Source organism: Streptomyces sp. NBC_01171 (assembly GCF_045039805.1).
Classification (GTDB): Bacteria; Actinomycetota; Actinomycetes; order Streptomycetales; family Streptomycetaceae; genus Streptomyces.
This window is the reverse complement of sequence record NZ_CP108609.1, coordinates 3,303,475-3,327,889: the sequence shown is the minus strand read 5'-3', so window position 1 is coordinate 3,327,889 and position 24,415 is coordinate 3,303,475. Positions and strand designations below refer to the sequence as shown.

General features: G+C 71.3%; 32 protein-coding genes and 1 tRNA gene. 5 read left to right on the top strand and 28 right to left on the bottom strand.

Features of this window, described 5'->3' with window-relative positions:
* Positions 1 to 272 precede the first annotated feature (272 nt).
* The gene (locus OG448_RS15390; RefSeq protein ID WP_003999697.1) at positions 273 to 401 is read left to right on the top strand and encodes a DLW-39 family protein; all 129 of its coding nucleotides are present in this window, start codon (positions 273 to 275) and stop codon (positions 399 to 401) included.
* Positions 402 to 602: 201 nt separating this feature from the next.
* Positions 603 to 1,871 carry a hypothetical protein gene (locus OG448_RS15385; RefSeq protein WP_405554373.1) on the top strand — a complete coding sequence of 423 codons (1,269 nt, stop codon included), beginning with the start codon at positions 603 to 605 and terminating at the stop codon, positions 1,869 to 1,871.
* Positions 1,872 to 1,968: 97 nt separating this feature from the next.
* Here the strand turns inward: OG448_RS15385 and OG448_RS15380 are convergent, their stop codons facing one another.
* Together OG448_RS15380 and OG448_RS15375 are read right to left on the bottom strand one after the other, a co-directional pair.
* Positions 1,969 to 3,258 carry a protein kinase domain-containing protein gene (locus OG448_RS15380; protein WP_405554371.1) on the bottom strand — a complete coding sequence of 430 codons (1,290 nt, stop codon included), beginning with the start codon at positions 3,256 to 3,258 and terminating at the stop codon, positions 1,969 to 1,971.
* Positions 3,259 to 3,342: 84 nt separating this feature from the next.
* Positions 3,343 to 3,891 carry a helix-turn-helix transcriptional regulator gene (locus tag OG448_RS15375; protein WP_030805968.1) on the bottom strand — a complete coding sequence of 183 codons (549 nt, stop codon included), beginning with the start codon at positions 3,889 to 3,891 and terminating at the stop codon, positions 3,343 to 3,345.
* A 180-nt stretch (positions 3,892 to 4,071) separates the two neighbouring features.
* Between OG448_RS15375 and OG448_RS15370 the strand changes: the two genes are divergently transcribed.
* A tRNA-Ala gene (locus OG448_RS15370) sits at positions 4,072 to 4,144 on the top strand.
* Positions 4,145 to 4,663: 519 nt separating this feature from the next.
* Positions 4,664 to 4,897, top strand: a complete 234-nt coding sequence (locus OG448_RS15365; RefSeq protein ID WP_405554369.1) for a helix-turn-helix domain-containing protein — start codon at positions 4,664 to 4,666, stop codon at positions 4,895 to 4,897.
* A 59-nt stretch (positions 4,898 to 4,956) separates the two neighbouring features.
* Here OG448_RS15365 and OG448_RS15360 read toward each other — a convergent pair whose 3' ends face one another.
* Genes OG448_RS15360 through OG448_RS15350 form a run of 3 tightly spaced genes read right to left on the bottom strand, consistent with a single transcriptional unit; the run spans position 4,957 to position 6,184 of the window.
* Positions 4,957 to 5,157: a DUF397 domain-containing protein gene (locus OG448_RS15360; protein ID WP_405554367.1), complete on the bottom strand. Its 201-nt coding sequence runs from the start codon at positions 5,155 to 5,157 to the stop codon at positions 4,957 to 4,959.
* A gap of 59 nt (positions 5,158 to 5,216) precedes the next feature.
* A complete protein-coding gene (locus tag OG448_RS15355) occupies positions 5,217 to 5,798 on the bottom strand; it encodes a hypothetical protein (RefSeq protein ID WP_405554365.1) in 582 nt (193 codons plus the stop codon).
* Positions 5,795 to 6,184, bottom strand: coding sequence for a hypothetical protein (locus tag OG448_RS15350; RefSeq protein WP_405554364.1), 390 nt, complete (start codon positions 6,182 to 6,184; stop codon positions 5,795 to 5,797). The genes OG448_RS15355 and OG448_RS15350 overlap by 4 nt, the downstream gene beginning before the upstream one ends.
* A 147-nt stretch (positions 6,185 to 6,331) precedes the next feature.
* Here OG448_RS15350 and OG448_RS15345 point away from each other — a divergent pair, with 147 nt between their 5' ends.
* Entirely contained in the window at positions 6,332 to 6,574 is a 243-nt protein-coding gene (locus OG448_RS15345; protein ID WP_405554362.1) for a GntR family transcriptional regulator, read from the top strand.
* A 52-nt stretch (positions 6,575 to 6,626) separates the two neighbouring features.
* Here OG448_RS15345 and OG448_RS15340 read toward each other — a convergent pair whose 3' ends face one another.
* The 23 genes from OG448_RS15340 to OG448_RS15230 all read right to left on the bottom strand — a co-directional run bounded on the left by OG448_RS15340 (position 6,627) and on the right by OG448_RS15230 (position 24,410).
* Entirely contained in the window at positions 6,627 to 7,004 is a 378-nt protein-coding gene (locus OG448_RS15340; RefSeq protein ID WP_405554360.1) for a hypothetical protein, read from the bottom strand.
* Positions 6,994 to 7,422 carry a hypothetical protein gene (locus tag OG448_RS15335; protein ID WP_405554358.1) on the bottom strand — a complete coding sequence of 143 codons (429 nt, stop codon included), beginning with the start codon at positions 7,420 to 7,422 and terminating at the stop codon, positions 6,994 to 6,996. The genes OG448_RS15340 and OG448_RS15335 overlap by 11 nt, the downstream gene beginning before the upstream one ends.
* A complete protein-coding gene (locus OG448_RS15330; protein WP_405554356.1) occupies positions 7,422 to 7,688 on the bottom strand; it encodes a hypothetical protein in 267 nt (88 codons plus the stop codon). The genes OG448_RS15335 and OG448_RS15330 overlap by 1 nt, the downstream gene beginning before the upstream one ends.
* Before the next feature lie 2 nt (positions 7,689 to 7,690).
* On the bottom strand, positions 7,691 to 8,443 hold the full coding sequence (locus OG448_RS15325; protein ID WP_405554354.1) for an N-acetylmuramoyl-L-alanine amidase: 753 nt from the start codon (positions 8,441 to 8,443) through the stop codon (positions 7,691 to 7,693).
* A gap of 10 nt (positions 8,444 to 8,453) precedes the next feature.
* The gene (locus OG448_RS15320) at positions 8,454 to 8,936 is read right to left on the bottom strand and encodes a hypothetical protein (RefSeq protein ID WP_405554352.1); all 483 of its coding nucleotides are present in this window, start codon (positions 8,934 to 8,936) and stop codon (positions 8,454 to 8,456) included.
* A gap of 1 nt (position 8,937) precedes the next feature.
* Positions 8,938 to 10,146 carry a hypothetical protein gene (locus tag OG448_RS15315; protein ID WP_405554350.1) on the bottom strand — a complete coding sequence of 403 codons (1,209 nt, stop codon included), beginning with the start codon at positions 10,144 to 10,146 and terminating at the stop codon, positions 8,938 to 8,940.
* Positions 10,143 to 11,276 (bottom strand): hypothetical protein, encoded by a 1,134-nt coding sequence (locus OG448_RS15310; RefSeq protein WP_405554349.1) that lies wholly within the window; start codon positions 11,274 to 11,276, stop codon positions 10,143 to 10,145. The genes OG448_RS15315 and OG448_RS15310 overlap by 4 nt, the downstream gene beginning before the upstream one ends.
* A 15-nt stretch (positions 11,277 to 11,291) precedes the next feature.
* Positions 11,292 to 12,146: a phage distal tail protein gene (locus OG448_RS15305; protein ID WP_405554347.1), complete on the bottom strand. Its 855-nt coding sequence runs from the start codon at positions 12,144 to 12,146 to the stop codon at positions 11,292 to 11,294.
* A gap of 2 nt (positions 12,147 to 12,148) precedes the next feature.
* Positions 12,149 to 15,640, bottom strand: a complete 3,492-nt coding sequence (locus OG448_RS15300; RefSeq protein WP_405554345.1) for a hypothetical protein — start codon at positions 15,638 to 15,640, stop codon at positions 12,149 to 12,151.
* A gap of 18 nt (positions 15,641 to 15,658) precedes the next feature.
* Positions 15,659 to 15,805, bottom strand: coding sequence for a hypothetical protein (locus OG448_RS15295; protein WP_405558815.1), 147 nt, complete (start codon positions 15,803 to 15,805; stop codon positions 15,659 to 15,661).
* A complete protein-coding gene (locus OG448_RS15290; RefSeq protein ID WP_405554343.1) occupies positions 15,778 to 16,299 on the bottom strand; it encodes a hypothetical protein in 522 nt (173 codons plus the stop codon). The genes OG448_RS15295 and OG448_RS15290 overlap by 28 nt, the downstream gene beginning before the upstream one ends.
* Positions 16,300 to 16,393: 94 nt before the next feature.
* On the bottom strand, positions 16,394 to 16,960 hold the full coding sequence (locus OG448_RS15285; protein WP_405554341.1) for a phage tail protein: 567 nt from the start codon (positions 16,958 to 16,960) through the stop codon (positions 16,394 to 16,396).
* A gap of 29 nt (positions 16,961 to 16,989) precedes the next feature.
* On the bottom strand, positions 16,990 to 17,319 hold the full coding sequence (locus OG448_RS15280; RefSeq protein WP_405554339.1) for a hypothetical protein: 330 nt from the start codon (positions 17,317 to 17,319) through the stop codon (positions 16,990 to 16,992).
* Entirely contained in the window at positions 17,316 to 17,765 is a 450-nt protein-coding gene (locus OG448_RS15275; protein WP_405554337.1) for a hypothetical protein, read from the bottom strand. The genes OG448_RS15280 and OG448_RS15275 overlap by 4 nt, the downstream gene beginning before the upstream one ends.
* The gene (locus OG448_RS15270) at positions 17,765 to 18,232 is read right to left on the bottom strand and encodes an HK97 gp10 family phage protein (RefSeq protein ID WP_405554336.1); all 468 of its coding nucleotides are present in this window, start codon (positions 18,230 to 18,232) and stop codon (positions 17,765 to 17,767) included. The genes OG448_RS15275 and OG448_RS15270 overlap by 1 nt, the downstream gene beginning before the upstream one ends.
* Positions 18,232 to 18,915, bottom strand: coding sequence for a hypothetical protein (locus tag OG448_RS15265; protein WP_405554334.1), 684 nt, complete (start codon positions 18,913 to 18,915; stop codon positions 18,232 to 18,234). The genes OG448_RS15270 and OG448_RS15265 overlap by 1 nt, the downstream gene beginning before the upstream one ends.
* A gap of 3 nt (positions 18,916 to 18,918) precedes the next feature.
* Positions 18,919 to 19,209, bottom strand: a complete 291-nt coding sequence (locus OG448_RS15260) for a hypothetical protein (protein WP_405554333.1) — start codon at positions 19,207 to 19,209, stop codon at positions 18,919 to 18,921.
* A 13-nt stretch (positions 19,210 to 19,222) separates the two neighbouring features.
* Entirely contained in the window at positions 19,223 to 19,429 is a 207-nt protein-coding gene (locus tag OG448_RS15255; RefSeq protein WP_405554332.1) for a hypothetical protein, read from the bottom strand.
* On the bottom strand, positions 19,429 to 20,745 hold the full coding sequence (locus tag OG448_RS15250; RefSeq protein ID WP_405554330.1) for a phage major capsid protein: 1,317 nt from the start codon (positions 20,743 to 20,745) through the stop codon (positions 19,429 to 19,431). The genes OG448_RS15255 and OG448_RS15250 overlap by 1 nt, the downstream gene beginning before the upstream one ends.
* Positions 20,746 to 20,945: 200 nt before the next feature.
* A complete protein-coding gene (locus OG448_RS15245; protein ID WP_405554328.1) occupies positions 20,946 to 21,104 on the bottom strand; it encodes a hypothetical protein in 159 nt (52 codons plus the stop codon).
* The gene (locus OG448_RS15240) at positions 21,104 to 21,745 is read right to left on the bottom strand and encodes an HK97 family phage prohead protease (protein ID WP_405554326.1); all 642 of its coding nucleotides are present in this window, start codon (positions 21,743 to 21,745) and stop codon (positions 21,104 to 21,106) included. The genes OG448_RS15245 and OG448_RS15240 overlap by 1 nt, the downstream gene beginning before the upstream one ends.
* On the bottom strand, positions 21,745 to 22,092 hold the full coding sequence (locus OG448_RS15235) for a hypothetical protein (RefSeq protein WP_405554324.1): 348 nt from the start codon (positions 22,090 to 22,092) through the stop codon (positions 21,745 to 21,747). Before OG448_RS15235 ends, OG448_RS15240 begins: the two co-directional genes overlap by 1 nt.
* 2 nt (positions 22,093 to 22,094) lie before the next feature.
* Positions 22,095 to 24,410 carry a phage portal protein gene (locus tag OG448_RS15230; protein WP_405554323.1) on the bottom strand — a complete coding sequence of 772 codons (2,316 nt, stop codon included), beginning with the start codon at positions 24,408 to 24,410 and terminating at the stop codon, positions 22,095 to 22,097.
* Positions 24,411 to 24,415: the final 5 nt, after the last annotated feature.

The following is a 24,415-nucleotide window of genomic DNA, read 5'->3' as shown; positions in this document are numbered from 1 at the left end:
GGCGGCGAAGTGGTGGACCGACGCCCGTGGCGCGTCGATGTTCAGATGAACACCACTCGGATGGGTGCAAGGAGGCGGAAAACCCCTGAAACTGTCTTGAAATGGGAGGAACGCAACCCTCTGTGCGGGTGTGATCACCCTCCGATCGCAACGGCTCCGGGCCGTCGGGAGACGGGAGTTGGGGGCCTGCGGCAGGTCACCGATCGGTCTCGGCCGGTGTGTATAGTCGGGCGGCAGAGGTCCCCTACGTCAACGAAAGACGAGGTCGCGCGGTGAAGAAGCTGCTCCTGGTCGCACTGGCCGCCATCGGCGGTCTCCTTGTGTACCGCCAGATCCAGGCGGATCGCGCCGAGCAGGACCTGTGGACGGAGGCCACCGACTCCGTGCCCACCGGTTCCTGAAACCCCGGCACCACGGTCTGAACGAACCCCGGTCGCTCGAGCGGCCGGGGTTCTGTGTTGCCGTGCCCCGGAAGGTGAGGTACGCCTCGTCCCTGGGACCGCGGGCGTTTCGGACGGCCCCGCCAAAACCCTGATGGCGCAAGCGGTACCGGGCAGGATGGGCCCGTGAGCTGACGGGGCCTAGGGGCAGGGGGGCGGCTGATGCGGCGGGGGTTGCGGAACGCGGTGCGGGGGCTGTGCGCGGGGGCCGTGCTGTGGGCCCTCGCCTGGACACCCGCGGTGGCCGCGCCGGACGGGTACGCCTTCACGCCGGGTGCCGAGACTCTCGCCGGATCTCCGGACACCGCCGGGGCGAAGTCGCTCCTGCCGGGCCACACCTACCGCAGCTCCCTCCCCGTGCACGGCCGCCTCTACTACCGGCTCACCCTCACCGCCACGGCGAACGCCTACGTCCCCGTCACCGCCGTGCCCCCGCGCGGCGCGACCGTCGCCGCCACGGACGGCATCCGGGTCTCGCTCCAGGACGCCGACGGCAACCCCTGCTTCTACTCCTCCGCGTCCTTCGGCGCCGGGCTGAGCCCCCGGCCCGTCACGGCCGTCGGACAGCGGGACACCGGCAAGTCGCTGTGCCAGAGCGCCGCCGTGTACTACCTGCTGGTGGAGCGGCTGGACGCCAAGAACTCCGACCCCGGCCGCTGGGACCTGGAGCTGGCCCCCGCCACCGAACCCGGCCTCGCCGCCACCGGCCCCACCACGCCGCCTCGCGCCTGGAACTCCGCCACGCCCCAGCCGCCCGGCGACGTCCCGCGCGAGAGAAGGGGAGGCGACGGCTTCGGCTCCGCCCGCCTGCTCGGCCAGGGGGTCTGGCGCACCCGCCTCGCCCCCGGCGACACCCTCTTCTACAAGGTGCCGGTCGACTGGGGGCGCCAGGTGCACGCCGGCGCCGAACTGGCCGCCGCCCCCACGGGCCACGGCTACGTGGGGGGCGCCCTCACTCTTTCCCTCCTCAACCCGGCCCGAGGCCCGGTCGAGGACGCAGCCCTCGGCTACACCGGCACCCGCCGCGCGGTGTCCCTCGCCCCGGTCCCGCCGGTCGAGTACGCCAACCGCTACGCGGTGCCGAGCGGGGAGAACGGGGTGCGGTTCGCGGGTGACTACTACGTGGTCCTCCACCTCAGCGAACGCCTCGCCGACTCCTTCGGCACGGGCCCCTTCGGGGTGACCCTCCGGGTACGGCTGGACGGCACGGCCCACGCCGGTCCGAAATACCGGGGGCGCACTGAGCCGACGGACCTCTTCGCCGTGAGCGCGGGGGACTGGGGGGCGGCCGTGAGCGGGGACACCGCTGGCGGTGATCCGGCGATGCGGGTGCTGGCGTACGGCGGGCTCGGGGCCGGTACGGCCCTGCTGCTGGGGTTGGGCGCGTGGACGCTGCTGGCCCGGCGGTCCCGGGTGCGGGCCGGTGCTTAGAAGCCGACGGCGGTAGAGGAGCGGTGGCAGCGGCACGACAGGCCGCCGCGAGCCCTGGCGATGGGGGTGCTGGGCGCCCGGGTGCTGCCCGCCGGTCTCAGACGCGGGTCAGTGCCCAGAAGCCGACGGCGTAGCAGACCAGCGCCAGCAACAGCACCGGGACTGCGACCTTGGCCGAGGGGCCCGGACGTGGGCGGGAATGGGCGCGGTGGCTGGGGGTGCGGGGGGTTTCGGTGGGGTGGCCCGGTGGCGGGGTGCGGGGGTCGCGGGCTGTGTACGCGGCGGTGTGGGGGTCGGTCGTGGGCCGGGGTGGGCGTGGGGGTGGGAGGTGGAAGCTGCCCGTGTCGGACATCGGCGGGGTGGCGACGGCCGGGGGCCGGGTGCGCAGGTCGGCTGTCGGGGGTGTGGCCGAGGCGCTGGGGAGCGGGGCGTCCGTCGTGGTGCCGCTGGTGTCCGGGGTGTCGGGGGGACGGTGGCCCCAGCGGGCGTCCACCGCGGGGGCGGCTTTGTGGGGGCCCTCGGGGCCGAAGCCGGGGGGCAGGGGGCCCAGCTGGTCGAAGATTTCGATCGGCTCGTCGTCGGGGCCGGGCTCCGGCAGGAGTTCCCTGGCGGCGGCGAGGGCCTTGCGGGCGCCCGTGGCGGTGCGGAAGCGGGCGGCGGGGTCGGGCTGGAGCATGGTGGCGATCACCTGCCACAACGGCTCGGGCACCCGCGCGGGCGCGCTCGGCGTCCCGTGCTCCAGGAAGTACCGGACGATCTCCTTGCCGTCCGGCTTGGCCCCCTCCAGCAGGTACAGGGCGACCAGGCCCACGGCGAACAGGTCACCGGGGAAGTCGGGCTCGGCCCCCAGCAGTTGCTCGGGCGCGAGATATCCCGGCGTGCCGACCACCAGGTTGGTCTCGGTCAGCCGGGGCTCCCCGAACCGCATGGCGATGCCGAAGTCGGACAGCCGTAGCCGAGGCCGGCCGGTGCCGGTGGCCTCCAGCAACACGTTGGCGGGCTTGATGTCCCGGTGCACGACCCCCTCGGCGTGCACGGCGCCCAGGCCGGACAGCAACTGGTCCAGCAGGGTGCAGACGAACACCGGCGGAAGAGGACCGTAGTCGTTGATCAGATGGACCAGTGAGCCACCGGACACCAGGTCCATGGTGAACAGGACCTGGTCGTCGTCGGCCGCCCAGCTCGCCGGCGCGAGCACATGCGGATGATCGATGCGCAGCGCCTGCTCGCGCACGAAGCGCAGCAGGGTGTGGGCGTCGCGCTGCTGAAGCACCTTGGCGGCGACATAGCGCCGTCTGCGGTGGTCCCAGGCGCGCCATACCGCGCCCACGCCGCCACGCCCGATCGGGTCGGCCAGCTCGTACCGGCCCGCGAAGACCTCACCCATGACCGTGCAGCTCCTCCCCCTGGTGCGCTGCCCCGGCCGTACGACCGGGCCCGGTGCCGGACCCCCTCCGGACCGGGCCGGGGGTCAGCTCTGGTGGGACTGGTAGTGCGCGACCGCGTCGGCGGTGCGGCCCGCGCCGTAGACCCGGAGGAACTCTGCCAGTTCGGGGTGGGTCGGGGCGAGGGTGTCCGCGGCGTCGATGATGTCCCCGGCGGCGGCGACGGAGCGCAGCAGCGACTGGATCTCTCGTACGACCCGCTTGACCGTGGGCGCGCCCGAACTGCTCGTCGTCTGGGTGGTGTTGCTCAGCACCGAGCCCCCTTGGGACTTCTTGATCTCGTCCATGCGGTCGGTCGCCTCGGCCGCGCTCACACTGCCGTCCGCGACCTGCGCGGCCAGCTCCTGCAACAACTGCACCCGCTGCACCACCGCGGGATTGCCGATCTTGGCGCGCTGGCCGCTCATGAGCTGTGACAGCATCGGAGCCGACAGCCCCAGCGCGGCGGCGAGCCGGGCCTGATTGAGCCCGAGATCGTCGATGAGCTTACGGAAGAGCGCCCCCAACGGCTCCCCGTACCAGTTCCGCTGGAGCTCCCGCGCTCTCGCGGTGGCTTCCTGCTGTGCGGCGTCCATTGCGTCTCCCCATCGCTTCCCCAGAAACCGAGGTTCGCTGAAGCGAACCACGTCGAGCATCCTACGGAGCGGGGTGATTCGCGGGGACCCCCAATCTTTTTGCGGGATACGGGGGGTGAACCGGTACTCTGGTCTGCGACGCCCGCCAGGAGCCCGTCCTCCCGTCGGCCGTCCCCTTTCGGGGCCTTAGCTCAGTTGGTAGAGCGCTGTCTTTGCATGGCAGATGTCAGGGGTTCGACTCCCCTAGGCTCCACAGCAGGTCAGACGCCCTCCGAGGATCACCTCGGAGGGCGTTCTGCTGTCCCGAGTCCGCATAGAGTCCACAACCCCAAGATGATCACGGTTTCGCCGTCACCCTCTTGGGGGACTTGATCGATGCACGATGCACCTTAGAGTTCCGACTGGGACGAGGACGGCGCGACTCCCCTCGCGCGCCCGACGCTGGCTCGTCGTCACCTGCGGTACCCAGGTGGGGAGACCTGGCCCGCAGGCGGCGACCCCCGCCGCATCAGTCGGCGGGGGTCGCACGTACAACCCAACGTAGACCGCCCCACCCCGTGCTGGGGGTGGGGCGGCTCGCTCTGTCCGAAGACAAAGCGACCGGTGGCGTGATCGCGGCGGACGCTGGTACGCCGGTACGCCACCTGACCCGCCCGGCGGACCGGGCGGGGGTTCATGGAGACGGGATGGATGCTGTGTCCAGCCGGTCATGATCCACAAATATGCCCAGCCAGGCAGAGACAATTCTCCATGATCAATCCAACGTGGGCGGGTGCCTCTCGACCCCATGCCCGACTGGGTGCCCGCCCGCCGTCGGGAGATCGGGGCACGCATCCGCGCTGAGCGCGAGCGGATAGGGCTGACGCAGGAGCAACTCGGCACCCGCGTAGGCCGGGAGTACCGGACCATCCACCGATGGGAGTACGGCGCTCGCACCCCGAACCTGGACGACCTGCTGCTACTGGCCGCTGCTTTCGAGATCCCGTTGGCGGAACTGGTGAGGTGACTGCCACAGAGCACGGCCGCCCCTGCTGATGGCGAGGGCGGCCGTGGGCGGTCCAGGGACTAGTTGTCGAACTGGCCATCCTTGGCGCCCAGCACGAACGCGTCCCACTCCTCACGGTTGAAGAAGTGCACCGGCCCGTTCGGGTTCTTGGAGTCGCGGACCGCGCGCCCACCGTCGGGGAGAGCTGCGACCTCCACGCACGCGTTCTGCACGCTGTAGCTGGACTTCACGAAGATGAGGCCCTCGCTGCTGTTCTGCATGGTCGTGCCTTTCTGGGTTTCCTCACCGGCGCAGGGAGCGCCGGGGGCTAGGGGGGCTGCTACCGGGTGACGGTCACCTGGCACAGCTCGCGGACGACCTGGCGGGCGACGACGAACGGCATGGCGTCGGAGTCGTACGGGACCAGGGCGTCGGGGTCGGGCTCGCCGGGCTGGCCGGGCCGGGGGTGGAGGGTGCCGCGGACGCCGATCGGTTCGGCCTCGCGGACGCGGAGGGTTACGTGACCGTCGCGTAGGACGGGGCAGACGCGCGGGGCCAGCTCGGCGCAGGCCGCGCACATGGGCGGGATCGCCGCGTGCACGCCCTCCCAGCGGGTGTCGGGGGAGGCGCCGAGCAGGGGTATCAGCCACAGCACCCCGTCCGGGCCCCGGTCGGCTGACTCGCGGCATCCCGCGCACAGCAGCCGCTCCATCGCCTCGCGCTGCCGGGCCGGGTGCAGCTCGGCGGTGTACGCGGGCGGTCCGGTCGGAGTGCCCTCGCGCACCTCCCACAGCACGCCGTCCGGGTCGCGCCCAGCCCGGTCCCGTGCCGGGTCGGCGTAGCGGACGCCGGCTGGGGTGACGATGACGGGCACGGGCGGCCCGAGTTCCCCGGTGCGGGGCAGCACGTAGGGCATCGTCACCGGGCATCCCCAGGGCGCGGCAGGCGGAGCGCTTCGACGCGGAGGCGGTGGAGGCCGCCCCCGATGGGGCAGTCCTGCCAGCGCTCGCGGTCGTGGCAGGGCTCGCAGTCGATGGAGTGCGGGGCGAGGGCCAGGAGGGCGCGCTCGGCGACGCACGGCCCGCAGGACTGAGGGAAGACGCGCACCCCGTCGTGCCGGGTCTCGCCGAGGTCTATGGCGGTGTCGAGCTGGAGCCGCGCGCCGCCCCAGACGCAGGCGCGTCCGGCGGCCTGGTCTGGGGTGAGCGTGGCGAGGTCGGGTACGCCGAGCAGCGGGATCAGCTCGGCGGGGAAACTGGCGGGTGGGCGCTCTGCCAGTGCGGCTAGCTGAGCGGTACGGTGCGCCATGTCGACTCCATCCAGTCGGCCCTTGCCCCCAGCGGCCCGGCAGCCGCTCGGGGGCTTACTCATTCCCGCAGCGTAGACCTAGCATGCTATGGGTTGCCAGGCATAGGACAACTCGCGTGGTACGCCCTGGCGTGTCACGTTGGCCGCATGATCGAGTGGGAGCCGGATGTGCCCAGGTGGAAGCAGGTAGCCGACGTGGTCCGGGCGCGGATCGCTGACGGCACCTACCCGCCGCGCACCCGAGTGCCCTCGGTCATGCAGCTCGTCACCGAGTTCGGCATTGCGCAGGCGACCGCGCAGAAGGTTCATCAGGGCCTGCGGGCAGACGGGCTGATCTACACCGAGCCCGGCCTCGGAAGCTTCGTCGCTGCTCAGCGGCCCACCGGGTGACCCAGGAAATGAAGAAACAGCCCCGCCCTCCCGGAGGAGAGCGGGGCCGCTGTCACGAACTGATGTCGTGCAAGTAGGGGCGGACCTCGTCGGGTATCGGCTGCGGCGGGGGCGGTGGTTCGAGACGCTGCTCCCGCATGTACGTCACCAGGGAGCGGGCCCAGGCGGCGATGTAGCGCAGGGCGAAATCTTGAGCACCGATCCTCGCCCGGTCGTGCTCGGCCTGCTGTCGGTCCTGCTCGGCCTCGCGCTCCAGGCGGGCGATGTGCTCGCCGAGTTTGTCGGTCACCGCAGTGAAGTCGTCCCGCCTCTCCGCGCCTCGGGGGCGTCGGGGCTGCCGCCGGCCGATGACGGTTGTGACGGTCCCGCCTGCTGCGGTGACAACGGCGACGGCCAGGGCGCTGACGGCGGTCAGCATTTCAGGTCTCACGCGGTAGCTCCGATCGTGCCGGAGGCTCGTCCCAGCCGATGGCCACCAGGCAGACCGAGCCGAACGCGCCGAAGATCATGGCGAGGACCCAGCCGCGGGGGCTTTCGCCGAGCGGCCACCACGACGCCAGGTAGGCCATTGCCCACGGGGTGGCGATCAGCCATACCGCGAGGTAGCCGGGCCAGTCCCGGCGTTGTGGCAGCCACGCGCAGACGAGCGCCACTGCACCAGCCGTGATCCACGCCCACCCCCATCTCTCCAGCGGCATGAACTTCAACAGCAGCGTCAGGCCGTGCCGGTCGCCGGTGGGCTGGACAATCTGCCCTGAGCCGTAGCCCATGGCCATGACCCCTTTGAGGGAGAGCAGTGCGCCGCGGCGGCCCAGCCGCTTGCGCAGCCGCCGGACCGCCGCGCGCATCAGACGCCCGCTGCGGTGGAGGCGCTGTTCTTCGAGCCGATCGCGCGGGCGGCGATGCCCTTCACCAGCGCGACGGCCGCCGCGAATCCGGCCGTTCCGGCGCCCTGCCAGAAGGAGACGTGCAGCATGTCCGCCGGGCCGCCCGCGAGGGCGACCGCGCCGGCCGCGCCGAGGAACGTCCACAGGACGCGCTCGGTCAGGTCGCGGGCGTAGGTGCCGCTGGTCTTCACGACGGTGTCGGCGGTGGGCAGATGGATCTCGGCCATGGTCAGGCCCCCTTCTTCAGTGTGGCGACCTCGGCGCGCAGCGCGTCGATGTCCTTCTTCATCCCGGTGAGGAGGTCGTACATCTCGCGGAGGAACGAGATCGGCTTCCACGTCGGGTTGCTCTTGGCGGTCGAAGAGGTGCTGGGGGCAGGCGCCTTGTCCTGCTCCCACACCGCGTCGAACACCTTGTCCTCGTCCATGTCCAGCTCCTTGCTGTCGGTGGCCTTGCCGGTTGCGCGGGCGACGATCGCCGGGAAGACGACCTCGTGGAACTGCTTCACGCGGGCGTCGCCCGGGCAGGAGTGGGCGTCCGGATTCCACGCGGTGTGCAGCCGGTGGTAGCCGTAGCCGGGGTCGTCCGCGCTGCGGCAGATCCGCAGCGGGATGCCGTGGGTCTGGTGCAGCCACACGCCGAGCCGGACGATCGCCTCCACCTGCGCGGCTGTCCACGGGTCCGACGCTTGGAGGTTCGATGCCGACTCCAGCGAGACCGCGCCCGTGCCGTCCGGCCGCCGGTTGGCGGGGCCGTTCGCATCGGCGCGGGTCTGCGTCCCGATGAACTGCCCGAGGCTCCCGTCGTAGCCGAGGCCGAAGTGGCTCTCCAGGTTGGTGCTGTCGCGCCAGTACTCGTACGTCCGCTGCGGGGTCCAGGGGGCGACGATGCTGTGGAGGATGAACTGCGTGGGCTTGATGGCGGGCTGCTGATCCGACTCGGGTTGCAGCTCCATCTTCTTGGCGCCGGGGTACCAGGCCATGGGGTTCCTTTCAGAGGAGTCGGGCGTAGCGGGGGGCGGAGCCGATCGAGCCGCCGCCGCCGTACTTGCCGCCGGTCGTGGCGCCGGATGTGCGGCGGGTCTGGATCTGCACCTTGAGCTGGGCAGCCGTCAGGTACGGGGTGAGGTCAACGGTGAGCGTGGCGATCTGGAACGCGAACGTGGCGGGGACGGTCCCGGAGGAGATGACCGTGGTGTCGTTGAGCACCACCTGCCAGGCGCCGCCCGTGTTGGTGCCGCTGACCGCGTCGCCGATGAAGACCAAGCCGAGCTGGAGCGTGGCCGTGCGCGGGCTGAGGATCGTCTCCCACGTGGTGGTGAAGCTGGTGCCGTCCTCGTAGACCAGGCCACGCAGGGAGGTCGGGAAGAACGGCAGCTCGTCGCGCTCCCGGCCGGACCTGCGGAGGTCGGCCACCTGCTCCTTCAGCTCGGCCAGCTCGCGGAGGATGTCCGGGGGTCTCTGCACCTTCGGCACGTCACACCCCCACGCAGGTCAGGCGGATGCGCTCGGGGCCGTTGACGCTGGTGTTCTCGATGGAGGCGATGCGCAGCGTGCCTTGCCGGCCGTTCGGGGACTGGGGCTCGGGGTCGATGACGAACAGGGCCTCGTCACCCACGCTGTAGCTGCCGAAGGCGGGGTCCGCGTCGGCGCTGACCTCGAAGGTGGGCATCACCTGACTGCCCGATGCCGCCTCCAGGTCGGCGTTGGTCAGGCCCTGCACCTGCCCGCCGTCTATTACCCCGTCGTAGGTGGCGACGCCCTCCAGCAGAGGCCAGCCCGCATCGAGCATGTCCTGTGCGACGGCGGTCCGGATGACCTTCGCCTCACCGCTGCCGCCGCCGAGGCCGGACATCTCCGTGACCAGCGAGGTGCCGTCCTCGGGCCAGTCGTACGACAGGATCGACCCGTACCCGCCGCCCTTCGAGAACACGAGCCCGGACTCGGCGGCCGGGCGGCCCCGGCGGGGGAACCACGTCTTAGCCCTCCGGTACCGGACGGGCGCCTCGTTGTTCGCGGCCGTCGTCCAACCCACCTCGATACCGAAGTCGAACCCGTCGTCCGCGCTGGCTAGTTCGCTGATGGCCTTGTAGATCTCGGGCCGCTCGTAACCGAAGTACGTCGTGGCCGGCCGGTCGATGCCGTGCGGGTCGCCGGACAGGGCGTTGATGTCGATGAGGATGTGCCCGCCCGGCTGGTCGCGGGCGTACCGCATCAGCGACCAGGTGAGCCACTTCTGATCGGTGTAGATCCGCTGGCCGCCGTCCTGCACGAACGAGGGGTCGACCAGCAGCGACGTGTCGTTGGACAGCGTCTTCTTCACGTACCGGTGCTGGTAGTAGCTGAAGAACTCGGCAGCCTGGATCTGCTTCCCGCCGGTCACGTCCTGCCGCGTCCACACGATCCCGCCCCACACGATCACCCCGTCCCGGTCCACGTAGACGGCAGTGCGCGCGGGCGTGCTCGCGGTCTCCGGATCGAGCGGCAGGGTCTCGCTGTTGTAGGGGATGGTGCCGGTCAACTTGCCGATCCCGTTCAACTCGAAGCTGTACGAGACGGCGGACATGGGCAGCTCGGCGAGCAGCGCGTCCGTGCGCAGGTCGCAGAACAGGTAGGTGTACGTGTGCTGCGGCTGCTGACGGTCGGCGGCGGACAGCTCGGCGCGGAGCATCGTCAGGTCCGTCACGATGCGGCCTCGTACTGGCCGTTGACGGTGAACCGCATGCCCGACGCCCACGTGAACGGCGTGACGGAGTCGGCGATGCCGGTCCCGGCCGTAGTGCTGCTGTCGATGCGGGGGCCGTCCAGGTAGATGCTGAACGTATCCGTGGGGCTGTTGACCTGAGCCAGGGCGCTGGAGGCCCTCGCGCCGTTGCCCGGCTCCAGGCTGACCTTGCCGATCGGGGCACCCGCCACGGCCGCCGCGGTGGGGAGGCCGAAGGTCCAGTTGTCGGAGCCCGTCGCACCCGACCCGAAGTTCGTGGACGAGCCGAACGTGATGTTCATGTAGAAGAGAACCGTCCTACCGATGCGGGTGTACCGGCAGTCGATCGTCGCGTTCCCGTACGACGGGGTGTGCTGCCCGTTCGCCGTCGTCCACGCAGGGGTGTACGAGGTCCACACCCCCGGACTTTTCTGCACCTCGCCCTGCGAGCCGTCCGACTTGCCGTACAGCAGACGGTCCGTGTCCGTCACATACAGCATCTGCCCAGGGTGGAGCCGCGGCGGAGCCACCGCCGAGGACACCGGCACCACACCGCCCGACGCAACGCAGTAGTTCCGCAGGTCGGTGATGTTGGCCGCCGACACGCTGGTCTGTGACGGGCTGAGGGAGATGTCGGCCAGCACCTGCGCGTTGGACGGGAGGGTGCCCCGGACCGTGGCGCCGGCCGACGCGGCGTACGGGCCCTGGATGACCTCCAGCCGCCACTCGGAGAGGGCGCCCGCGTACTCGGCGTCGTAGGCGGACGCAATCACTGTGTCCTTGCGGTACTGTCCGGCCCCGCCCGCAGGCGCGATCGTCAGCGTCACGTCGCCGTCGTTGGCGCAGATGTAGGTGCCGACGCCGCCCGTGTCGTGCTGGTCGATGAACACGAACCCACCGCTGACGATCACGGTCATGTTCGGGGTGGCCGCTGGCCTGACCTTCATCTGGTAGTTCTGGTACGACGGCTTGACGCCCTGCCGGATGCGCAGCGGCGTCGCCTCGTCCGCCGCGAAGCCGGGGTACGACAGCAGCCCGGAGAGTGCGAGCCGGTCATTGCGGGCCGGGTACGAGCCAGCCTGCATCCAGGCCGGGGGGTTGATCACAGCCACGGGGTGGCCTCCTTCCTACAGGCTGGTGTCACGCCAGGTGACGGTCAGCAGGGACGATTGGCCGGGAGCGCCCGGCAGGGCATTCCCGCGGTAGGCGAGTTCGTTGACGCCGGGACACAGCACCGGCCACGCCGACCCGGCGCGCACCCACGACCGGCGCGGGCTGGTGCCCATCAGCAGGACGGCGCGGGAGCGGGTGTCGATGGTGAGGTACTCGCCCGCCTGGAGCGTGGCGTCCAGGGTGAGGATGCCGCCGGTCGTGACCTGCTCGATCGCGGGCGAGGCCACGGGGCCGTCGATGCGCAGCACCGGGAAGGCGGGCGACGCCCCCTTGTTGGCGGCCGTGAGTCGGCCGGATTGGCCGGCGGTGCCGTACGAGCGCGGGTGCACCATCGGGTAGGTGCGGCCCACGGAAGGGCTGTAGGTGGTGGTGCTCGCCGACTGCTCCTCCAGCCCGTACAGGTACGGGTCGGCGCAGTAGAACTCCAGCGCCGCGTCCCCGATGCTCCACAGGTACTCGGCGTCGTACGGGATGCTGCGCTTCCGCACCTTGGCCCATACGAGCGTGCCCTGCTGGAGGAACTGCAACGGCGCGGGCTGGGCTTGTGGCTGGGTGGCCGCGCGCAGTGCGAGGCTCAGGTCCCGGAGCTGGTCGGGGCTGTCAGTGTGCAGCCCGAGCCGCATAGTGATGACGCGGGCGCCGGTCCAGTCGGGGCCGGTGTAGTCGCCGTGCTGGCCGGGCCGGTCCACGTCCTCGGCCCGAATCTCGGGCAGGTCGTCCAGCCCTTCCAGTGCGGTCACCGCGTACGGCGTGCCAGGCCCGAACGTGAGGTCACCCCACTGCACGGTGCCGAGTGCCTGCTGCGCCACGGTCATCGCCTCCCCACGAGGCCCTGCCACGACAGGGCGCGCAGGATGCCGCCCGGCGTGGCGTCCCCGCCGTACAGGTGGAAGTGGTTGTCTCCGCCGGTGGCGGGGCCCGCGCCCGCGTAGACCGCGGCGAGCTGCCCGCCGGTCGGCACAGCCGCGGTGAGCGCCCCGCCCACCCCGGACGCGGCCCGGAGCGCGCGGCCTGCCACGTCGGAGACGGCGCCGATCGCCCGGTGCGCACTGCTGAGCACGCCGCCGCGCAAGCCCTCCATATCCATGACGCCGATCTCGGCGAACGCCCGTGACGGCGAGTGCGTCTTGTGCTTCTTCTTGACCGTGGTGAGCATGCTGTTGGCGATCTTCGCCATCTGCTTTTCGATCGCCGCCTCCTGCGACTTCAGCCCGGCCACGAGGCCCTGCGCCGCCCGGATGCCCGCGCCGTACAGGGCGTCGCCCACGGTGTTGCCGGTGGCGGTGGCGCTCTTGGCGAGCTGGCCTTGCAGGTCGTTGATCCGCTTCAGCTCGGCGGGAGTTGCGCGGGCCAGCGCGGTCGCCGTGGCGGCGCCGCCTTCCACGCCCGCGTCGGCGATCTGCTGGAGCAGGTCGGAACGCAGGCCCGCCTTGCGGAGCTTGGCAATGTTGGCCTGGAAGTCCTTCGTCTTCTTGAGCGCCTGTTGCAGTTCGACCGTGATCGCGGAGACGCTGTTCACGTCGGCGTGGCCGCTGGTGATGTTGGCTTCCTGGAGGATGCCCGAGGTGATATCGCCCGCGACCTTGCTGCGCGCCTTCACCAGCCCGTCGAGCTTCTTCTGCGCGGCGGCCAGCTTCTTGATCACCCCGTCCCGCTTGGTGACCAGCTTCTCCAGCTCGGCCGTCGCTCTGGCCAGCGTCTTGCCGATGCCCGAGCGGACGTTGGCCGGCAGCGCCTTGGTGATCGACGCCAGTCTGGCGCGGAGCTGAGCGGTGGTGCCGTCGATGCCCTTGATGAAGCCCTGGATCAGCAGGCGGCCCGCCGGGGTGAGGATCGTGGCGTCCTTCTTCTTCGGGCCCTTCCAGTCCGTCAACTTGCTGGTGAGGCCCTGAAGGGTGGACCGCACGGCCCCGATCTGCGACTGGATACCGGAGATGAAACCGGAGATCAGCGAGGCGCCCGCCCCACGCAGCACGCCGCCGAGGCCACCGAGCGCGCCCGCCGCGCGGCCGGGCAGGCCACGCACCGTGGCCACCGCCGAGTCGACCTTGGCGCGCATCGAGTTGTTGAGAGACTGGCCGGCCGAATTGGCCGCCGCCGCCAGCCTGCCCACCAGCGGGGCCAGTGCCGCAGCCGCCCGGCTGGGCAGGCCCGTGAACAGGCTGACCGTGGTGGAGACCAGTCCGCTGAACATGGTCTTTGCGGCAGACACCGCACCGCTCACGTTGCCCGACAGCAGCGCCGACAGCGCCCGGAGCGCGGGCACCGCCACGCCCGTGATGGCCTGCGCCAGGTTGCCGATCAGGATGGACGCGAGGCGGGCGACGAGCGAGATCAGCGGGCCCAGAGCGGGGCCCGCGTGCGTGAGCATCTCGGTGGCGAACTGGGCCACCGCCACGATGACCGGGGTGAGCGCCACGAGGAGCTGCCCGCAGGCGACGCCGAGCTGCACCAGCGACGGCCCCACCTGCATCAGGAGTTGGCCGATGAGCTGGAACTGCACCGCGAGGTTCTGCGCGAGCATGTCGGCCAGCGGCGCAATGAGCGCGGGCAGTTGGGCGATGATCGGCGCGAGGGTCTGCTGGAGGATGTAACCCACCTGCGTGACGACTGGCGCCAGTGCCGCGAACACGACGCGGCAGGCATCGAGCACCGGGGTGAGCGCGGGCAGGAGGGCAGCGGCCAACTGGCCGACGACGGGCAGCAGCGGGGCGAGTGACACGATCAGCTCGCCGACCGCGCCCGCCGCGCTCTGGAGCACCGGACCGAGCGCGTCGATCACCGGAGTGAGGCCGACCTGGAGGGCCTGGAGCACGTCCTGGATGGGCGGCCCCAGCGCGGTGAAGATGGGGGCGATCGTCGCCAGCGCCTGCGCCAGCAGCGGGGCCGCGGTCGCGCCCACCGTGCTCATGGTCTGGAAGAGGGCGGCGAGGCCCTGCTGCACGTCCGCCGTCCCCGTGATCGCGGCGAGCGCGCTGGTGATGTCCTCCAGCACGCCGACCAGGCCGCCGCCCCCGGCCGGCATCGCCGAGAACACGTTGCCCAAGACCTCGGCCACGTTGCCGCCGACGGCCACGAGTTGCTTGATCAGATCTACGGCGTGCTCGATGGCCTTCTGCATGGCGCCCGACTCGAACGCCTTGCTGAGCTTGTCGCCGATCCCGGCCGCGCCCCGGCCCGCCGCCGCTGTCAGCCGCTCGAAGGTGGGGCCCGCTGCTGCGGCGAGTTGCCCGAGGGAGTTGACCACCGTGGCCGGCACGCCCGCCAAGTTGTGCAGGCCCTTGGTCGCCGAGCCCAGCGCCTTCCCCAGCGTGCCGTTATCCGCCATGTACGTGGCGGCCATGAGGACGCCGGTACCCATCTGGTTCAGGGCGCCAGCCGTGCCGACCAGGTTCGCCTTCAGTACCGGTAGCACGCTCTTGCCGGTGCGTTCGAGCTGGTCGCTGAGCCCCTTGAAGGCGCGGTCCTGCACGGACTGTTGGAGCGCCCGGAGCTGGGGCGCCGCGTCGTGGATGGTCTCGGCGAACTTGCGGGCCTCGGGCGACAGCTTCTTCAGCGCCTCCCCGTACTCCTTCGCCTTCTCCGGATCGAGCGCCGCCGACAGTGCGTCGCCCATGCCGACGGCCGCGAGCTTCACCGTGCCCGAGGCGAGCTGGACGGCGGCCAATCCGGTCACCGCGACCGCGCCTGCCGGGGCGACGTTCGCCAGCATGGTGACAGCGCTGGACAGGGCCGGGGCGATGGAGCCGATGCCCGCCGCCGCCTTGCCGATGCCCGCGCCGATCCCGCCGAGCGAGCCGAGCCCCGAGACCAGCTTGCCGAGCAGGCCGTGCGCCCGGCTGATCCGGTCTTCGTCTACGTGGACATCGATCTCCACGTCCGTGTCGTCCACGCGGCGGGCGGCGGCGAGGAGTTCATCGAGCTGCCGTGAGGCGCCGCGCGTCGCCGCCTGCACGTTGATGTTCGGGTGCTGGTCGGAGAGGCGGTCGAGGTGCGGCTGAAGCTCGTTGATGCGGCGGAGCGCGTCCTCGATGGAGATGTCCACGCCGATGCGCTGGGTGGCCAGCTCGTCCATCTCGCGGCGGACGCGGGCGAGGTCCCGGTCCAGGTCGCTGCTGTCGCCGTCGATCTCGATGTCGGGCAGGTGCGAGACGAGATCCCGCAACTCCCGCTGGACGCCTGCGCCGAGGGCGGCGCCGATGCTGGAGCCCTGCCGCTGCGCGTCGGCGATCGTGCCGGACATGCCGTCCAGGTTGACCGCGAGGTGGCTGACCAGATTCGGCAGGTTGATGTCGTCGGCCACGTGCCACCTCCTCGTCGGCTACTGCATGCGGGCCATCTCCAGCAGGCCGGGGCCTGACTGGGTGGGCTGGGATCGGTCGCCGCCCGTCTGGTGGGCGGCCTGGTGCTCGTCGGCCAGCGTCATGAGCTGGCCGAGGGTCATGTCCCAGAAGTCGCCGGGAGGAATGTGGAGGGCACCGACGGCGAGGTAGTAGAGCTGAGACCAGGGGAAACGGTCTCCGTCGTCGCTGCGTCCGCCCCGGCCCCCGGGGCGTCGCCGTTTCCCATGGCCTCCAGCGCCTTGGTAAAGGCGGTCTGCCACGCGTCCACGTAGGAGCCGAGGTGGCCGGGGTGCAGCAGGTCGGCGAGGTCGGCGCCGTCGGTGCGGCGCCGGTAGGTGATGTCCCCGGCCACCCGCCTGACGCCCTTGGCGTCCTGGTGCTCGCGGAAGTGGGGCTCGAAGCCTCCGGGGCCGAGGCAGCCCGCGCCGATGAGCTGGACGATCGGTCCGTACGCGGCACCGTTGCCAGTGGTGTCGATGGCCGACTGCACGGCGACGACAGACCCGTATCGAGCCTCCAGCAGTGCGATGGCGCGCATCGGGTAGCGCAGCGACACCTCGGTGCCGTCGGTCAGGGAGATGCTCGCCCCCGAGGCGAGCAGGTCCAGTCCTGCGGTCATGGTCATGTCCCTTGCTGAGTGCCGGGTTTCGGCCTGCGGGTGGGGAGCGGGGCCGGGCCGGGAGCGCTGAGCGAGGACGCGCCCGGCCCGGAGATCAGACGATCGCGGCGGCGGTCTCGTTGATGACGGTGCTGATCCACTTCTTGTTGGACAGCAGCGGGTCCGCGTCCGCCGTGAAGGAGGCGATGCGGTAGTCCTCCTCGGAGAACCCGAGGTCAGGGAACGCCGACAGCGTCAGCTTGTGGAGGATCACGTGGCAGTCGCCGCCGATGATGTCCACACCGTTCGGCGGCGTGACCCCCTCCAGCTTGAAGGGCGGCATGTTGGCCGTGTCCGAGGTCAGGTCCCACGTCGTCTTCTGCGCCGGGGTGGTGCCCGAGTCGGTGACCGTGCCGCCGACGATCGCGGCCAGCACGTCGAGCGACATCTTGGCGTGGCTGACCGAGACCTGAATGTTGGAGATCGCGGCGTTGGTGGCCAACTGGGTGTTGTCGCCGCGGAGCTTCTTAACCTCCACGTCGCCACTGATCTCGAAGGTCTTGATGCCGGGCACGTCGATGAGCGCCCCGTAGGTCGGGGTGCCCGTCGCCGGGTCGCTCGTCAGGGGAGCGATCTTGGCGTCCTGGATTCCGTAGACGCGGGTAAAGCGCTGGAGAGGCATGGTCTTCCTTCCTGGTGCCGGGGTCCGGCTCAGTCCGTGGGCGAGAGCGAGGCGTCTGAAGTCGGTGGCGGGCCGTCCAGCACGGGGTGGGGGTCCGGAACGGTGGTGAGGACGGAGCCCGGCAGCAGAGCGGCCAGCGCCTCGTCGGGCGTGCCGGCGTCCTGCTGGTAGACCGTGCTGTCGACCACCCACCACGCCATGCCGGGCTGGCCCTCGCGCGGGTAGACCGTGGCCGCCCCGTCGGTGAGCCCGGCGTCGGCCGGCACGGTGAGGCAGGGGTCGCCGGGGCGCGGGGGCCAGCAGCGGCCGAGGTAGCTGATCACCTCGTCGCGGTCGAGCGACGTGTAGATGGGGTTCACGACGGGACCACCTCGTCTCGCAGCAGGACGCGGTGGACCTGCACGGTGATGGAGTGCCGCACCCGGTTGTCCTCGATCGGGATGCGGTCGATGTCCTGCAACCGGACGGCTGTGACCTTCGCCGGGTGCGCGGGGAGTGTGCAGCCGTGCAGGGCGTGTGCGATGGCTTCGGCCAGCCCGTACCGTTCGGTGACCTTGGTGGTGCGGGCGCCGGTCTGGACGCGGGCCCGCTGCACGAGGTCGACGGTGATGGTCTCCACGATGTTGATCTCGGCGGTCGGGTCGCCGAAGTCGCCGTTGCCGGTGTCGAGTCCGGCGGGCATGCCCTCCTGGACGACGATGTACGGCTCGTCCTGCCCCTCGCGGGGTCCGTCGCGGAAGGCGGGCACGCCGAACCCGAGCGCCTCCAGGCGGGCTTTGATGGCGCCCGCAGTGCTCGCGGCCATCAGCGCCTCCCGATCTGCGAGGCGTGCGCCCGCCAGAAGATCGGCGTCAGCTCGATGGCCGGGCGGAGGAAGGGCTGCGCGCGGGTACCGGGGTGGTTGACCTGCGCGACGGGGTGCGCGGCGCCCGGCCAGTACAGCGCCTTCTTGTGCTTGGGCTTGATGACGTGCGGCGCGGTCCCGTACTCCACGGCGGACGCATAGTTGACGTTCGAGCCGATGACGTAGCCGAGCGACCGGCCGCTGCCCTCGGCGCGGGAGACGATGCTGGAGCGCAGCCGGCCGGTGTCGACCGGTGCCCGGCGTCGCGCCTCGTTCTGCACGTCGATGCGGGTCGCTTCCACGGCGCGGGCCACGTCGTCGGACATGCGGCCGATGACGCGGCGCAGGCCGCGCTCGTACTGGCGGGTGTTGATGGTGGTGCGGGCCTCGGTGCGCATGCCCATGCGGACGCTGCGGCGTACGCGCATCAGATGCCCCCGATCAGCGAGGGGCCACGGTTCATGTACGGGGCGAGGAGGGCGTCTACCTGCGTCGATCCGGTCGACGCCGACGGGGCGACGGGCTCCGACGACGGGGCGTCGTCGTTGTTCTCGATGGCCACGTTGTTGCCCTCGTCGTCCACCTGGAGGCTGGAGTCCTGTGCGGCGTCCGCGTCGGACGGCTGCGCCTTGGCCTGGAGGTCGGCGGCGAGCAGGGCGCACGCCTGGCCCACGAGGAGCGGCGGCGCGGCGTATCCGAACTCGCCGGTCACCCGGACCTGTTCGGCGCCCCACTGCTCCCACAGCCCGAGCCAGCCGCCGTTGTACGACTCGGCCCCGGCCACGAGATCGTCGTAACCGCCCCACGCAAGGTGCAGGGCGTCGATCTGTCCGAGCACGTCAGACGAGGTGAGACGCCACGACGACGACGGCAGCGACGCCCCGTCGTCGTCCAGTACGGGCGCGACCGAGACGACCGACCGGACGCGGCGCGGCAAGATGACCAGTCCCGCCGCGCTCACGTCCGCTACCACCACCCGGTCGGTGGGCTCGAAGAGCTGCTGGGTGTACCGCTCGATCCCCTCTTGGGCAGCCTCGATCCACGCGGCGACCACGGCGTCATCGCCGGTGCAGCCCGCGCTCCTCGCGGCTTCGATCGAGCAGTACGCCACAGATCAGCCCTGCTCGTTCTCGCGCTCGGCGTCGTCCAGCTCGCGGCGCACGCCCTCGGTGATCTGGCCTCCCTTGGCGACGATCTGCCGGGCGTAGCCGCCGGGGTGCTCGTGCACGACCGGGCCGGTCGGCGAGCCGGTGCCCGCGGCGTCCAGCGCGCGGAACGCGTCGCTCGGCGCGGTCTGGCCGACCTCCCAGCCGGTGCCCGCGCTGTACTCCTGCGTGCGGACGGCGGCCGCGGGCGGCTGCTCAGGGGCAGAGGTGGGGGTCTCGTCGGGCTTGCGTGCTGCCATAAGTGATCAGCTCCTAGGAGATGACGCCGCGCGTCCGCAGGGCGGCGAGCAGCGTGTTGAAGTTGGCCTGCGTGGGGGCGGCCGTGAGGTCGGCGATGGCGGGCTTGGTGGTGCCGTCCATGAGGGCGGGCGCGGCACCGACCACGCGGAGCGTGGTGGTGCCCTTGTTCTCGCGTCGGGTCCCGCCCTTGACGAGGGTGACCTGCTGCTCGCCGGCCATTACGGCAGCGCCTGGAACGTGATCTTCACGAAGGCGGCGGGGGTGTGCACCGCCACGTTCGCGCGGCGCTCGGCCAGGATGACCAGCGTGTTCGCGGTGAAGTAGTCCGCGTGGCTGTCGGTCATGAGGATCGTGATCCCCTGCCGCTCCCACAGCGTGGCCCCGGTCCGGAACCCGCCGAGGAGCGCGGTGCCGGCGGACATTGCCACGGAGGTGACGACGACCAGGCCCCACAGGCGCGTCGGGGCGCCCGGGTCGGTGACGTTGGCGATGACGCGGAACTGCCCGTTGGCGTCCTCGTCCAGCTCGATGTCCTGCCAGTCCATCGGGTTCATGACCACGGCGTCCGGCGGGTAGAGCGCCAGCTCGCCCTGGGTCTTGGCCTTGCGGACGGTGATGAGCTTCGGGTCCGTGGACCCGGAGCCGGGCTGGTAGGTGCCGATGCCGGGGGTGGTGAGGATGCCCTGCATCTCCGAGGAGCCGTTGCCGGTGAGGATCTCCCGGTCGAGCTTGTACTCCAGGCCGTACGTCAGCCGCCCGTTGATGTAGCCCATGAGCTGCGCGTTGTCGTCCGCAGCCTGCCTGGTGATCGGCACCCAGTGCGCGACGGTCTTGAGGGTGGTCGTGATCAGGTCGAAGGAAAACGGACCGCTTTTCGGCTTGTCCGCGCCTTCGGCGACCACGGCCGCCTTGTTCCACGTGGACTGCGGGCCCGAGGTGTCCCGCATGTACTCCAGCGTGGTCCCGTCGCTGGTCTGCCTGTCGAGCAGGTTGGCGATCAGCAGCGGGAGGTCGGGGTTCTGCGGGATGATCCCCGGCACCCGGGTGTTCTGCTGCGGCTGCGTGCCCGTGGTGACCGTGCCGGCCGGGGCCGCGCGGTGCTCTACGGCGAACTTGCCCTGCTTGCCGTTGGCGCGGAAGTTCTCCAGCGCCTTGGAGCGGACGAACGCTTCGGCGACGGTGACCGGGTGGTCCTGGCCCTGGTCGTCGGGCCCCATGCCGGGCTGCTGCCGCTGGCCGGGCTGGGGCTGCGGGTCGCCGGGCGGCATTGCGGCCTGGAGGGCGCGGAGTCGGGCGTCGCGCTGGTTGGCCTGCTCGATCTGCCCGGTGATCTGGTCGGCGCGCTGGAGCAGCTCGGCCACGTCGCCGTCGAAGTTGGGGTCCTGGAGCAGGCGTACGACCTCGTCGCGCTGCTCCAGCAGGGTCGGGGCGCCGCCCTTGATGGCGTAGATCGGGTACCGCTGTGCCGGGTCCTCACCGATGGAGGCGCGGCCCTTGCGGTAGCCGATGGGGCGGACCTTGGCGAAGTTGCTCACCGGTTGTCCTCTCGGCCAGTGGACGGCTCGCAGCCGCCCATACGTGATGGGTGTCTGCGGTCCGTCTGTCACGGCCGGTGGATCGCGCCCGGCATGCTCGCGGCTTTTACGTCCGGTGCGAGCGGCCCGGATGGGGGGAGAGTAGATCGACTGGCGGTGTGCGTGCGGGTGGGGGCTGCAATCCGCCCCGCGACGGGCGTCTACCGGCGTCGTCGGCCGCGCCGCCCGGTGCCGCCGTGATGCTGGGGCAGCGTCCGGTACGGCTGGCTCGCTTGGTTGCGGTGGGCCCACTTCCGGGCGAACGGCAGCCGCCGGGCGAACGCCATGCGCCACTGCGCCTTGCTGACGAAGCGACGCATCACGCACCCCCCACCGTGGTCAGCTTCAGCAGGGCAGCGCGCCGGGCCCGCTCCTGCATATGCCGGTCAGTCTCGGCCGCTCGCCGCCCCTGCTCCTCGCGGATACGGTCGGCGATCGTCGGCGCGTCGACCTCGGCGTACAAGTCACCGAGCGCGCTGCGCACGGTCTTCAGCTTCGAGCCGGGCACGGCCGCCATGCGGGCGGTGATCTGCGAGACCTCCACCAGCCGGGCGCCCTTGATGTTGGCGAGCGCGGCCTCGCGGTCCTCGTCGCTCATCTCGGCCAGCTTGGACCAGTCGGGCAGGTCGGTGCGCACGAAGCCCACCGACAGCTCGCCGGCCGACCCGGACCGGGCCATGGTGCGCGCGTCGCGTCCGGCTGCCGTGTCGTCGTACCGGCCGCTGATGTAGAGCCCGTCGTCCCGCTCCTCGGCGGTGAACGTACCGACGGGCTGGTGGGGCGAGTGCATGAACAGCAGGGCGTACGTGCCCTTCAGGCCCTTGCGGAAGGCGCGCTGGTGGAACGTGGTGCCGTAGCTGTCGACCACGCCGTACTGGCAGGCGCGGCCCTCGAAGGTGCCGTCCTCGCCCTCGCCTACGCGCAGCTCGATGTCCTCCAGGCTGCGGAACTCGATCTCCATCACTGGCCTCCCTTGGCCTTGTTCAGGGCGTGCTCGGCGTAGACCTCGGCCACGCCGTTCATCACGTCGCGGTGGGACGGGGACAGGCGGGGCGCGTACCGGTAGACGGCCCGGCCCTGCCCGTCGCGGCCGTCGTACTCGTAGGCGACCCGGCCGCCGCCGAAGGTCATCACCTTGGGCAGCTCGCCGTCGGCGTCCGGCCGGACTGCGATGTCCGCCTTGCCGTCGAAGGGCCCGCGCCTGACCTCGGCGAAGGGCACGCCCGGCGGGCAGTAGGCGTCCTGGTACTGAGCAAGCCCGGCGGGCTGGAGGATGGCGCGGACCTCGCCGCGCAGCAGGGTGGCCACGGTCAGGACTCCTCGAACTCGAAGGTCAGCGCGCATCGGCACTGGATGGACTGCGCGGCGGGGGCGGTCGGGTCGGCGGGCCACCGGCTCTTGGTGAGGGTGAAGCGCTTGTTCATGGCGACGGCCCGGCCGTTCTCCTGCCGGTGCGTCTCGCGGGTGCGCTGGTCGGCCGTGGCAAGCCACGTCTTCCGCGTCGCCCCGGCGTCCAGCGCGGCGAGGAACGAGGCGGCGTTGTACCCGCCCACGGTCTCCGTGCGGGCGATCATCGTCGCGCGGTAGTCCCCGAGGTTGGCGAAGACGGTCTGGATGCGGGCGCGCAGCTCGGGCACCGACTCGCCCTCAGCCACGCCGTGCGCGAGGAGCTGCGAGCGGAGCACCTGCTCGGTCGTCGCCGTCACCTGCCCGGCCAGCTCCTCAATCCGGTCCCGCAGCGCCTGCGCCACGTCCGGCTCGTCCAGGTCGAAGCTGCCCGAGATGCTGGCGCCGCCGCGCTTCCACGCCCGCTCCACGAACGGCTTCAACACCTCTCCCGTCCGCCGCCTCCAGTAGCGGGGGTCGAACAGCTCGCGCACCTTGATGCGCTCCTCCCACCCCTCGGGCCCGGACGCCACATCCATGTCGGTCAGCCGCGCGGCCGGCACCTGCTCGGGGTCGGGCGGGGCGAGCGTGAGCTGCTGCTCGCGGGCCAGCGCGCACGCCTCGGTGCGCACCTCGGTCAGCCACTGCGCGCTGCGCTCGGGCTTCTTCATCAGCCGGTCGAAGTCGCGGAGGGTCCGCTCTCGCTGCTCGCGGGCGAGGGCCTGCACCGCGCGCCGGCCTGCGCCCTCCAACTCGTCGTACGCGGCGCCGATCTCGGCGAGCGACGGCGACGACGGGGCGTCGTCCGCGCGCTCCAGACGGGGCGTCGGGTGGGCGTCGACCTGCGGCGACGTGCCGCCGAGCAGCCGGGCGAGGACGGACTCCACGGCCCGCTCCACGACGGCCCCCACGTCAGGCGTCGTCGGTCGCGGGAGACGTGAGAAGTCGGCGTCCCACGACCGGGCGTCGTCGGCCCCAGCCTGCCCCTGCACGGGGGCGAAGAGGGCGCGGTACGGGGTGAGGGTGTTCTGCCCGATCCCGCCGGGCAGCGGGTCGTAGCCCAGCTCGGCGCGCGCCTCGTCCATCATCAGCGTGTCGGAGTACACCGAGGCCCGCACCCGGTTGGCCACGGAGTCCTGCGCCTCCTGGAGCGCAGCCACCCCAGAGAGATCGAACTCGGCTTCCTCGCCGTCGGACGGCAGCATGCGCAGGTCGATCTCGGAGCCGATGACCTCCAGCTTGCCGGTGATCGTGTCGGACCACAGGGTGCCTCGTGCGGCGCTGCGGTTCTCGTACGTCGTCCCGCCGAGCAGGTAGTCACGCGGGACACCGAAGGCCAGCATGACCTCCTCGGCGTTGGCGACGCGGGACTCCAGGTACTCCATCTCCTCGGGCGTGAACGTCAGCCGCTCGTACCCGATGCCGCTGCTGCCGCCCGCGCGAGGCTCGGACCGGACCAGCAGGTTCTTGCCAGCGTTCGCCGGGCCCTGCATCGAGGAGCGCCATGCGGCCTTGACCTGGTTGAACTCGGTCTCGCCCATGTCGCCGAGGTAGACGACGCCGCTCGGGCGGGCCCCGTTGGCGTAGCTGGATCGCTGCCACTCGCGGGCGAAGGCGTCCATGTCCACCGCGTGCCGGGCGGCCTTCCACGGGGCCAGGCAGCCCAGCGGGTCCCACGGGTGCGGGTAGCGCAGCCACAGCATCTCCTCGGGCAGCACCGGGACTTGCGTGCCGTCCGCGCGCCGGATGATGAACCCGATCACGTTCGCCGTGGTGGGGCGCTGCGCGAGCGGCCGGTCCACGATCACGTCGACCTGATCGAAGACGAGGTGCATCTCGGTCACGTCGCCAAGGCCAGTCTCGCCACGGTCCAGCCACACGAAGGACTGGCCCGCCAACTCCAACTGCTGGAGCAGCAGGGACTTGAAGGCGCGGGCGCTCATCAGCTCATTGGGCCGCTTGTTGAACAGGCGGGCGACCGGGTGCCCGTCGATGACCTCGCCGTCCGGGCGGCGGACCACCAGCGGCACGGACGCGGCGTTGGAGGCGATGGCGTCCACGCACCGGTACGCCACCGCGCTGTTCGCATAGCCGCGGGCCTCGGCGTCCAGCGCCATCGTGAGGGACTGCTGTCCGCCGATCGACGCCACGGTGATGGGCGTGCGGTCCCGGAGCGCGTCGAGCCCGCCGGCCCGCGCCTCGGCCGCGCGCCGTAGCGCCCGGTTCCTGTAGCTACTCAAGTCGT

What these genes read in the sequence shown, in the direction of transcription:
- OG448_RS15385 (WP_405554373.1), top strand. Translation starts at nt 603, where the DNA reads ATGCGGCGGGGGTTGCGGAACGCGGTGCGGGGGCTGTGCGCGGGGGCC.
- OG448_RS15380 (WP_405554371.1), bottom strand. Translation starts at nt 3,258, where the DNA reads ATGGGTGAGGTCTTCGCGGGCCGGTACGAGCTGGCCGACCCGATCGGG.
- OG448_RS15375 (WP_030805968.1), bottom strand. Translation starts at nt 3,891, where the DNA reads ATGGACGCCGCACAGCAGGAAGCCACCGCGAGAGCGCGGGAGCTCCAG.
- OG448_RS15360 (WP_405554367.1), bottom strand. Translation starts at nt 5,157, where the DNA reads ATGCAGAACAGCAGCGAGGGCCTCATCTTCGTGAAGTCCAGCTACAGC.
- OG448_RS15350 (WP_405554364.1), bottom strand. Translation starts at nt 6,184, where the DNA reads ATGGCGCACCGTACCGCTCAGCTAGCCGCACTGGCAGAGCGCCCACCC.
- OG448_RS15345 (WP_405554362.1), top strand. Translation starts at nt 6,332, where the DNA reads ATGATCGAGTGGGAGCCGGATGTGCCCAGGTGGAAGCAGGTAGCCGAC.
- OG448_RS15335 (WP_405554358.1), bottom strand. Translation starts at nt 7,422, where the DNA reads ATGCGCGCGGCGGTCCGGCGGCTGCGCAAGCGGCTGGGCCGCCGCGGC.
- OG448_RS15330 (WP_405554356.1), bottom strand. Translation starts at nt 7,688, where the DNA reads ATGGCCGAGATCCATCTGCCCACCGCCGACACCGTCGTGAAGACCAGC.
- OG448_RS15325 (WP_405554354.1), bottom strand. Translation starts at nt 8,443, where the DNA reads ATGGCCTGGTACCCCGGCGCCAAGAAGATGGAGCTGCAACCCGAGTCG.
- OG448_RS15290 (WP_405554343.1), bottom strand. Translation starts at nt 16,299, where the DNA reads ATGACCGCAGGACTGGACCTGCTCGCCTCGGGGGCGAGCATCTCCCTG.
- OG448_RS15285 (WP_405554341.1), bottom strand. Translation starts at nt 16,960, where the DNA reads ATGCCTCTCCAGCGCTTTACCCGCGTCTACGGAATCCAGGACGCCAAG.
- OG448_RS15275 (WP_405554337.1), bottom strand. Translation starts at nt 17,765, where the DNA reads ATGGCCGCGAGCACTGCGGGCGCCATCAAAGCCCGCCTGGAGGCGCTC.
- OG448_RS15270 (WP_405554336.1), bottom strand. Translation starts at nt 18,232, where the DNA reads ATGCGCGTACGCCGCAGCGTCCGCATGGGCATGCGCACCGAGGCCCGC.
- OG448_RS15260 (WP_405554333.1), bottom strand. Translation starts at nt 19,209, where the DNA reads ATGGCAGCACGCAAGCCCGACGAGACCCCCACCTCTGCCCCTGAGCAG.
- OG448_RS15255 (WP_405554332.1), bottom strand. Translation starts at nt 19,429, where the DNA reads ATGGCCGGCGAGCAGCAGGTCACCCTCGTCAAGGGCGGGACCCGACGC.
- OG448_RS15245 (WP_405554328.1), bottom strand. Translation starts at nt 21,104, where the DNA reads ATGCGTCGCTTCGTCAGCAAGGCGCAGTGGCGCATGGCGTTCGCCCGG.
- OG448_RS15240 (WP_405554326.1), bottom strand. Translation starts at nt 21,745, where the DNA reads ATGGAGATCGAGTTCCGCAGCCTGGAGGACATCGAGCTGCGCGTAGGC.